The sequence below is a fragment of the Carboxylicivirga taeanensis genome, from assembly GCF_051851475.1.
Taxonomy (GTDB): Bacteria; Bacteroidota; Bacteroidia; order Bacteroidales; family Marinilabiliaceae; genus Carboxylicivirga; species Carboxylicivirga taeanensis.
Map to the genome: position 1 here is coordinate 445,222 of NZ_JBPUSJ010000004.1, position 9,557 is coordinate 454,778.

General features: G+C 46.1%; 6 protein-coding genes and 1 riboswitch. All 6 genes read left to right on the forward strand.

Annotated elements, in window-relative coordinates; translation table 11 throughout:
* Nucleotides 1-9 precede the first annotated feature (9 nt).
* The 6 genes from ACSX1H_RS08920 (at nucleotide 10) to ACSX1H_RS08945 (ending at nucleotide 9,367) form a co-directional block, all read left to right on the forward strand.
* Nucleotides 10-1,962, forward strand: a complete 1,953-nt coding sequence (locus ACSX1H_RS08920; protein ID WP_439183505.1) for a dipeptidyl-peptidase 3 family protein — start codon at nucleotides 10-12, stop codon at nucleotides 1,960-1,962.
* 50 nt (nucleotides 1,963-2,012) lie between these two features.
* Nucleotides 2,013-2,207: riboswitch (cobalamin riboswitch) on the forward strand.
* Between the two features lie 24 nt (nucleotides 2,208-2,231).
* Entirely contained in the window at nucleotides 2,232-3,377 is a 1,146-nt protein-coding gene (locus tag ACSX1H_RS08925; RefSeq protein ID WP_439183506.1) for an ABC transporter substrate-binding protein, read from the forward strand.
* A 2-nt stretch (nucleotides 3,378-3,379) separates the two neighbouring features.
* Entirely contained in the window at nucleotides 3,380-4,426 is a 1,047-nt protein-coding gene (locus ACSX1H_RS08930; protein WP_439183507.1) for an iron chelate uptake ABC transporter family permease subunit, read from the forward strand.
* A complete protein-coding gene (locus ACSX1H_RS08935) occupies nucleotides 4,419-5,435 on the forward strand; it encodes an ABC transporter ATP-binding protein (protein WP_439183508.1) in 1,017 nt (338 codons plus the stop codon). The genes ACSX1H_RS08930 and ACSX1H_RS08935 overlap by 8 nt, the downstream gene beginning before the upstream one ends.
* 152 nt (nucleotides 5,436-5,587) lie before the next feature.
* Nucleotides 5,588-7,066: a sulfatase family protein gene (locus ACSX1H_RS08940; RefSeq protein ID WP_439183509.1), complete on the forward strand. Its 1,479-nt coding sequence runs from the start codon at nucleotides 5,588-5,590 to the stop codon at nucleotides 7,064-7,066.
* A gap of 252 nt (nucleotides 7,067-7,318) precedes the next feature.
* Nucleotides 7,319-9,367 (forward strand): sulfatase family protein, encoded by a 2,049-nt coding sequence (locus tag ACSX1H_RS08945; RefSeq protein WP_439183510.1) that lies wholly within the window; start codon nucleotides 7,319-7,321, stop codon nucleotides 9,365-9,367.
* Nucleotides 9,368-9,557: the final 190 nt, after the last annotated feature.

The window sequence follows — 9,557 nt, forward strand, 5'->3', positions numbered from 1 at the left end:
AACATTAGCATGAATGATTTTCAATATCAGGTGGAGCAATTTGCCGACCTGCGCATATTACGATACAGAATCCCGGGTTTTGAACAGCTGCCACTTAAGCAAAAACAGTATATCTATTACCTCTCACAAGCGGCGCTGGCAGGGCGCGATATTATTTGGGATCAGAATAATGAATACAATTTGTGGCTCAGAAAATGCTTAGATACCCTATATCAGACAGTGGATCCGGCCGATGCTGCCTATGAGGATTTAACCGTGTTTTACAAGCGTGTTTTGTTTTCAAACGGCTTGCATCACCATTACAGTACCACAAAGCTAAAGCCTTCGTTCACCGCTCAAAAGCTCAAAGCCTGGATACAAAACCTTTCTGAGGAGCAGCTAAAGCAGCTGAATTGTAACTCCTGCGAGGCCCTTTTTGAGCGTATGGAAATGCTGCTTTTTAATGAGCAGTACATGGCTAAGCGGGTCTGTCAGGACGAACATCAGGACATTGTAGTTGCTTCGGCCAATAATTTCTATAAAGAGGTCACTCAGAAAGAGGCAGAGCAGTTTTACAGCCAACAGATTGATAAGGAAGATAAGCAGCCTGTTTCATACGGACTCAATTCGCGTTTAGTAAAGCAGGATGGTGAGCTTAAAGAGGAAAAATGGTGCATTGGAGGTATGTACTCACAAGCCTTGCAGCAAATTGTGTATTGGTTGCAACAGGCCGCCGGGGTATGTGAAAATGCGCAACAAAAAATAGTCATTCATCACCTGTGCGAATATTATCAATCAGGCGATCTTAGCATGTTTGATGCCTATAGCATTGAATGGCTAAAGGAGCAGGAGGGACAAGTTGACTTCATCAACGGGTTTATAGAAGTGTATGGTGACCCTTTGGGCTTTAAAGCAACCTGGGAGAGTCTGGTTAATATTATTGATCAACCTGAAACCGATAAGGCATCGGTTATCAGTGCTAATGCGCAGTGGTTCGAAGATCATTCGCCAGTAATGGAAGAACATCGCAAAGCGAAAGTTACTGGTGTAAGCATGAAGGTCATAAACGCCATTATGTTGGGAGGCGATTGCTACCCGGCTTCGCCACTCGGCATTAACCTGCCAAATGCGGAATGGATGAGGGAAGTTCATGGATCAAAGTCTGTGTCCTTAAACAACATCAGTGAGGCCTATGAGATGGCTTCATTAACATCAGGTGTAATTGAAGAGTTTGCCTGCACCCCTGAGGAGCTGAGTTTGCATAAAAAGTATGGAGCGCTGGCCGATCACCTCCATACGCATCTGCACGAATGTGTGGGCCATGGCTCGGGCAGGCTGGAGCAGGGTGTTCGCTCCGATGATTTAAAGGCTTACAGTTCGGTAATTGAAGAAGCCAGAGCCGATTTATTTGGTCTTTACTTTATGGCGGATCCTAAAATGCTGGAACTTAATTTAGTGCCGCACATGGATGTGGCTAAAGCGCAGTACAATTCTTACATACGGAATGGTTTAATGGTTCAGCTGGCCCGAATTAGTGAAGGCGCCAATATTGAGCAAACCCACATGCGCAACCGCCAGTTAATTGCCAGCTGGGTTTTCGAACAAGGAAGTGCCAGCGGTGTGATAGAGAAGGTTACCCGCGAAAATAAAACCTATTACAAAATTAACGACTACGAGCAGTTGCGTCAGTTATTTGGAGCCTTACTCAAGGAGGTGCAGCGCATCAAATCGCAGGGCGATTATGAGGCCGCTCGCCAACTGGTCGAAAGCTATGGCGTTAAGGTGAACCCCGACATCCATCAGGAAGTCCTTGTGCGTTATGGGCAACTTAATGTAGCTCCATATGCCGGTTTTATCAACCCAAAGCTGGAGCCGGTTACGGATGCCTCCGGGCAAATAGTGGATGTAAAGGTATCCTATAAAGAGGGTTTTATTGAGCAGATGTTGAGGTATAACCGGGAATATAGCACAATTCAGGCTTAACAAAGCTCTGCCGAGTGAAGCAGCTTTGAGAGTATTTAACATCCAAAGCTTAACACTTGTCGGCATAAAACATTACTTTTGCAGTATAATACAGAAAGGGAATCAGGTTAAACGCCTGAGCTGTTCCCGCAGCCGTAGTCTGTGCCTGTTGCAGGAACTTTGTTTCGATAACCACTGTTCATTAGAATCGGGAAGGGGAGACAAAGAAAGAGAGCCGGAAAACCTGTCTGATTATGCATTTTATTCATAGATCTTTCGGAGAAAAAGAGATGATTAGACTTATAACTTCATTCGTATTTGCAAGTGTTTTACTGATGGCGTGTCAAAACCGGCCATCAAACCGTAGCAATCAATCTTCAAATGTACAGCCCGACAGTACTTATACACCCAGGCACGCCAAGGGCTTTACTATTAATTATTTCGATGGTTATTCGCAAATAGTTATGAATGATCCATGGGGGGATAGCAGCAAGTCTGAAACGCTTGTTCTGGTTTCTGATACCACAAAGCTGGAGGCAGTGAAAAAGGCGAACGATCTGGTACTGGTGCAGCCGGTTAATAAATGGATCGCCTTGTCGTCAACCATGGTGAATTATGCCAATAGCCTCGAAATGAAGCAGACGATCAAAGGGGTGGCGGAGCCTCAGTACATTGCCGATGCCTATATTCAACAAGGCATTGCCGAAGGTACTATTAAGGACGTAGGCCTGGCTGTGGCGCCCGATGTGGAGGTGATGGTGAATATGGAACCTGACTTTATGATGGTTTCCCCGTTTAAGGACAATCACTTTAATGCTGTCAAAGCTGCAGGAGTTCCGGTAATTACCAATGCCGATTACCTCGAACACACACCATTGGGCCGTGCCGAGTGGCTGGTTTTTGTGGGAGAACTCTTGGGTAAGGGCAATAAAGCCAAGCGCTTGTTTGCTGATATAGAAACAGCTTATCTGGATGTGAAAGAAAAAGTGGCGCAGCTAAATGAAAAGCCATCCATCTTTACAGGTCATATTTATCAGGGCATATGGCACACGCCAGCGGGAGAGAGTTACATGGCTAACTTTTTCAAGGATGCGGGCTGTAACTATATCTATCGTGAAACAAAGGGGACCGGCTCTTTATCTCTCGACTATGAAACCATTATCGAGAAAGCCGAAGATACTGATTACTGGGTATTGATTATTAACCATCCCACCGATGTAACTTACACCGAGATAGCCCGAATTGACAACCGCTATACAGATTTTTCGGCTTATAAAAACAAAAAAATAATAGTAACCAATTCCTCACAATCTCAGTACTTTGAGAAAGGATTATTGCAACCGCACATCGTCCTTAAGGACTTGGTACACGCTGTTCATCCTGCATTTTCACCAAAGTATCAGCCGGCCTATTTTCAATTGATAAGTAAAGAATAATTATGGAAGAGCAACGAATAAAGTGGTTTTTGGGATTTGCATTGTTGGTTATTTCGTTGGTGCTATTCTTTTTAATAAACATTGGTTTTGGTTCCGTATCTATTCCGCTCGAAGATATTGTGCGCATTATACTGGGGGAAGAGGCCTCTCGTACGGCCTACGCATCCATCATCCTGAAATCGCGTTTACCACAAACCATAACCGCCATTTTAGCAGGAGCCGGATTGGCGGTGGGAGGCTTACAGATGCAAACCCTGTTTCGAAACCCCTTGGCCGGACCATCTATTCTGGGCATCAGCAGTGGTGCAGGACTTGGTGTAGCGCTGGTGGTATTGTTTGCAGGAAATATTTTGGGAGTCACCATTAGCGGTTATGGTTTGTTTGGACACCTGACCGTGGTAGGAGCTGCTTTCTTAGGGGCCTTTCTAATTCTTTTGCTCATCGTATTTTTTGCCCGTGCCTTGCGCGATAATACCATTCTGCTTATTGTTGGCATTATGGTAGGCTATGCCGCTTCGGCCATCATTGGCGTGATGAAATTTTACAGCCCCAAAGAGGATGTACATGCTTACGTTATCTGGGGCTTAGGCAGTTTTGCCAATGTGAGCTGGGAGCATTTATTAATTCTTATTCCGGTGGTCATTTTTGGCTTAGTAATGAGCCTTCTGCTCGTTAAACCACTAAATGTTCTGTTGTTAGGCGAGAACTATGCGGAGAATTTGGGCATTAACATCAAGAATACCCGTTTAGCTATTTTGTTGTGCACCGGCTTATTAACCGCAGCCATCACCGCGTTTTGCGGGCCCATTGCTTTTTTGGGGCTGGCTGTTCCGCATTTGACGAAAGGCCTGTTTCGCACCAGTGATCAAAAGGTGCTGCTGCCGGCAGTGATACTGGCTGGTGCTGTATTGGCACTGTTTTGTAACTTTATAGCCCGGCTACCCGGCTTTGACGGCGCCCTGCCAATTAATGTGGTGACGGGTCTTATCGGTGCCCCTATTGTGATATCAGTGATTATTAAACGACGAAAGATGAACGCCAATGGATAGTAATGTGCTTTTACAATCGCATGATTTAGCTGTTGGCTACAAGGGCAACAGCGATAAAGAGACGGTGCTGCATCAGCACATAAACGTGCAGTTGCATCGCGGGGAGTTTGCCTGTTTGCTGGGACCCAATGGTGCCGGTAAATCGACACTCATAAAAACCTTAAGTGGTTTTATCCCTCAAATTAAAGGACGTATTGCCATTAATGGCATTGACCTGAGCAGCATTAAACGGAGTCAGCTGGCTAAAGAGGTATCGGTGGTGCTGACCGAGAAATTGCATATCAGCAACATGACTGTTTTCGACCTGGTGGCACTGGGGCGCACACCTTATACCGATTTTTTTGGGGTGCTAAGCAAGGAGGATAAGCAGTTGGTTTTAAAGGCCATTGAAGATGTTGGCTTATCAGGCTTTGCCAACCGCCAATTGATGTGCATGAGCGATGGGGAGCGACAAAAAGCCATGATAGCAAAAGCTTTGGTTCAGGACACACCCCTAATTATTCTGGATGAACCAACCGCATTTTTAGATTTGCCCAGTAAAATCGAAATCGTTCAGCTACTAAAAAAGCTGGCTCGCGAAAAAAACAGAGGCATCCTTTTATCAACGCATGACCTGGATTTAGCCTTGCAGCTGGCCGATAAGATTTGGCTATTGGCTCAGGGACGTGCCCTCGAAGCGGGTATTCCCGAAGATTTGGTGCTTGCCAACGGGTTTCGTCGCTTTTTTGAAAAGGAAGGCATTCTGTTTGATAACGAAAGTGGCTCGTTTAAGGTGGAACGGGAGCAAATGAAAACCATCCGGGTGATTGGCAAAGGAGTGGAGTATAAATGGCTGAGTCATGCCCTCAACCGAACCGGCTATTTAACCACCAAAGATGAGGGGAACTACCCCAAAATAGAAGTGGACAGCGGCGCCAATAAGGCCTATATTCTGCACCAGACTGATGGCAGCAGACACGAGATGCGGACCATAGAAGACTTATTACTGCAGATAAGCCGGGGACACTAATGAGGTTGTCGCCCTGAGTGTGCTGTGTTCGCTCGGAAGCTTTGTAGTTGTGTACTTTGAACATAACTGACCTTTTCTGAACTAACATAAAACGTAGTCTGGTGATGGACGCCTTAACTTTGTAGTTATCGTCAATCACAAGAAATAGTTTTATGAATTTAAACTCCAGGAATTTTATTTTAGTCTGGCTCGTTCTTTTTGCAGCGAGCCTCACGGGTTGTCATCAACAGAAGCAACCAAATGTCGTGATTATTTTTACCGATGATCAAGGCTACAACGACCTCTCATGCTATGGCGCTACCGATTTTGAGACCCCCCATTTGGATAAGCTGGCCGAAGATGGTATTCGTTTTACCAATTTCCATGTGAGCACAGCCGTTTGCAGTGCCTCCCGATCGGCCTTGCTGACCGGTTGTTACAATGAACGGATCAGCGTACGTGGCGCCTACATGCCTTGGGATACATTGGTGGGGCTTAATCCTCAAGAGGTAACCATTGCCGATATGCTGAAACAGCAGGGCTATGCCACTGGCATGGTAGGTAAGTGGCACCTGGGCCGTAATGAAGCTTTTTTACCGCTTCAGCAAGGGTTTGATGAGTACTATGGCATTCCCTATTCTAATGATATGTGGCCTGTTGATTATGATGGCGTTTCGGTGCACGAAAAGGATTCGGTTTCTAAACCCTGGAAACTGAAATATCCGCCGTTACCCATTCTGGAAGGCAATCAAATAGTGGAGGAGATCCATACGCTCGAACAGCAGGCTCAAATAACGACACTATATACTCAAAAGGCAGTCGACTTTATAAAGCGTAACAAAACAAAACCGTTTTTTCTGTACCTGGCGCATTCAATGCCACATGCACCCTTGGCCGTTTCCGAAAAATTTAAAGGGAAAAGCGAGCAGGGGCTTTATGGAGATGTCATGATGGAAATTGACTGGTCGGTTGGTCAGGTGATGCAAGCCCTCAAAGAGGAAGGAATTGATGAAAACACATTGGTGGTGTTTGCCAGCGATAATGGCCCGTGGTTGTGTTTTGGTAACCATGCCGGCTCCGCAGCCCCTTTGCGCGAAGGGAAAGGTTCCATGTGGGAAGGAGGACACCGGGTGCCATGCATCATGCACTGGCCGCAACAAATACCGGCTCGTCAGGTAAGCGATAAAATCGCAACCACCATGGATTTATTGCCAACCATAGCGGCGGTAACGGGAGCACAGCTACCGGCCAATAAAATTGACGGGGTAGATATCACGGCCTTGTTGAAAGGTGAGCAGGTTACGCCACGCGACGAATTTTGGTGCTATTATGGCGGAGAGTTGCATGCCGTAAAAAAGGGTGACTGGAAATTATATTTTCCGCATGAGTACCGTTCCTACCGTCAGCATCCTCCGGGTAAAGACGGCTATCCGGGATGGACCAAGCAGATGCCATGCGGGCTGGAATTATACAATCTAAAATCGGATATTGAGGAGGCGCATAATGTTATTGATCAGCATCCGGATGTGGTGGCTCAACTGCAGGCCATTGCTGAACAGGCAAGATATGAATTGGGCGACCGACTCCAGAATATGGAAGGACAAGAAGTACGTCCTCTTGGTCGCATTGACGCGGAGGCCCTAAGCAACTAATCACCTTCTAACAGTTCTTTTCTGCACCCACCGGCTTCCCCCCGGTGAAGTGCGAAAGGTGAAGAGGGGATTTGCTTAGGGTGTGTCACCGCTTTCAATGCCCAATTATTTGAGTTCGACGTAGAATTTAAGGTTATTAAAATAACAAGCATGAAACGACCATGCAAATTTGATTATCCAGATTGATACACAGGCGGATGAACAAATTTATTTGGGAGTTCCATTTGACCATTGAAAAATAAATTTGAACAGATGAAAAATACTTTCAATCAGCTGCTGTTAGTTGTTGCTATGCTGCTGACTTTTGCTTGCTCGCCCTCTAAAACAGAGCAGCCCAACATCATTTTCATCATCTCCGATGATCATGCGGAACAGGCTATCAGTGCCTATGGGCACGGGCTGAACCATACGCCTAATATCGACCGATTGGCTACGGAAGGGGTTCGTTTTACCAATGCCACAGTTACCAACTCCATCTGTGCGCCTTCCCGAGCGGTTATACTAACGGGGAAGCACAGCCATAAAAACGGATTGATAAACAATGAGGTGACCTTTAATGGGGAACAGCCCACTTTTCCAAAGTTGTTAAAGGAGGGAGGCTACCATACCGCTATTGTTGGAAAGTGGCATTTAAAGAGTGAACCAACAGGTTTTGATCAATGGATGGTGTTGCCGGGTCAGGGCGAGTATTACAATCCTGACTTCCGAACACCAGATGGACTAATTCGTGTGCCTGGTTATGTGACCGACATTATCACCGAAAAATCATTGGAGTGGCTGGAGGCCATTAAGGGGCAGGACCAACCGTTTTGCCTGATGGTGCAGCATAAAGCACCTCACCGGAACTGGATGCCGTCACCCGATTACCTCAATCATTTTGATTCCACCGAAATACCGGTGCCGGATAACTTCTTTGATGATTATCATACGCGGGGAAGAGCCGCCCGGGAACAGGAAATGGAGATTGATAAAATCATGTTTGAGGGCTATGACCTGAAACTGACTAAGCCCGGTACCGATGAGGTTATTGGCGATGGCTGGGGCGACTGGTATCAGCGAATGAGCGATGAACAGAAAGCCATGTGGCACAACGCCTATCGTGATAAGAATGAAGCCTTTCATGAGGCCAAACTACAGGGGAAGGAACGCGCTTTGTGGAAGTACAAGCGTTACATGCAAGACTACCTGTCAACCATTGAGTCGGTGGATGATGGTGTTGGCAAAATTCTGGATTACCTCGACCAAAATGGACTGGCTGAGAACACCATTGTGGTGTATACCTCTGACCAGGGATTTTACCTGGGAGAACATGGTTGGTTTGATAAGCGCTTTATGTATGAGGAGTCGCTTAGCACGCCTCTGTTAATCCGTTATCCAAAGGCTGTTCAAAAGGGATGGGTGAGTGATAAACTGGTACAGAATCTTGATTTTGCGCAGACCTTTCTGGATTATGCCGGCGTACAAGCACCCGATGAAATGCAGGGCATGTCCATGCGTCCGGTGCTGGAGCAATCCATCGATGAATGGCGCGATGCTGTGTACTACCATTACTTCGAATATCCGGGCATTCACGCAGTTAAGCGGCATTATGGCGTTTCCGATGGCCGCTACAAGCTGATTCATTTTTATTACGATTGTGATGAGTGGGAGTTGTATGACCTGCAGAATGACCCAAAAGAAATGAATAACCTCTATGGAGAGGACGGCTATACAGCTATTACGGATGAGCTGAAGACTCGCCTGAACGAACTGCGCGATCAGTATGAAGTACCCTCTATTGAGCAGGAGATGGGCGAACGTTTTATTACCATGAGTAATAAGGCAAAAGGTGCAAAAATTACTTTAGAGCAAGGGCCTGATAAACCTTACGATGCACCCATTGAGTATTTGTGTGATGGGAATGTCAAGCACTTCACGCCGCTGTGGGCATCCGATTATGAAGCCTTTCTGGGGTTTAACGGCAAGGATGTGGAAGTGCTCATAGAGCTTTCGGACAATACGCCAATTCAGGAAATAAAAATGCGGTTCCTCGATAAAAGAGGCTCATGGGTGTACGCGCCGGAGCAGGTCGCTGTGGCCCTGTCAGACGATGGTAAAGCCTTTGAGCCCATCAAAGCCAACCTATCTGGCAAAACTGAACTCTTAAACAATGTTTTTGTAGTGGAGAAAGGAGTGACTGGTTTGAGCTCCGAGGCGCGTTTTATTAAGGTGAATATTAAAAATTTTGGTGCGATACCAGCCGGACAACCTGGAGCCGGGTATCCGTCCTGGTTATTTTGTGATGAGATACTAGTTAACTAGTTATAGTTGTAGTATTCCGTTGAAAAGGCTGCCTTTTGGCGGCTTTTTTTGTGCGGGACTCCGAAACATTTTGAACGGGGCTTATACAACTTTGCAAAATGCTCAAAAAGTTTGTTTGGTGATTTTGCAGCCTTGCAAAATGCTCAAAAAGTTTGTTTGGTGACTTTGCAGCTTTGTAAAATGCTCAAAC

What these genes read in the sequence shown, in the direction of transcription:
- ACSX1H_RS08930 (WP_439183507.1), top strand. Translation starts at nt 3,380, where the DNA reads ATGGAAGAGCAACGAATAAAGTGGTTTTTGGGATTTGCATTGTTGGTT.
- ACSX1H_RS08925 (WP_439183506.1), top strand. Translation starts at nt 2,232, where the DNA reads ATGATTAGACTTATAACTTCATTCGTATTTGCAAGTGTTTTACTGATG.
- ACSX1H_RS08935 (WP_439183508.1), top strand. Translation starts at nt 4,419, where the DNA reads ATGGATAGTAATGTGCTTTTACAATCGCATGATTTAGCTGTTGGCTAC.
- ACSX1H_RS08945 (WP_439183510.1), top strand. Translation starts at nt 7,319, where the DNA reads ATGAAAAATACTTTCAATCAGCTGCTGTTAGTTGTTGCTATGCTGCTG.
- ACSX1H_RS08940 (WP_439183509.1), top strand. Translation starts at nt 5,588, where the DNA reads ATGAATTTAAACTCCAGGAATTTTATTTTAGTCTGGCTCGTTCTTTTT.
- ACSX1H_RS08920 (WP_439183505.1), top strand. Translation starts at nt 10, where the DNA reads ATGAATGATTTTCAATATCAGGTGGAGCAATTTGCCGACCTGCGCATA.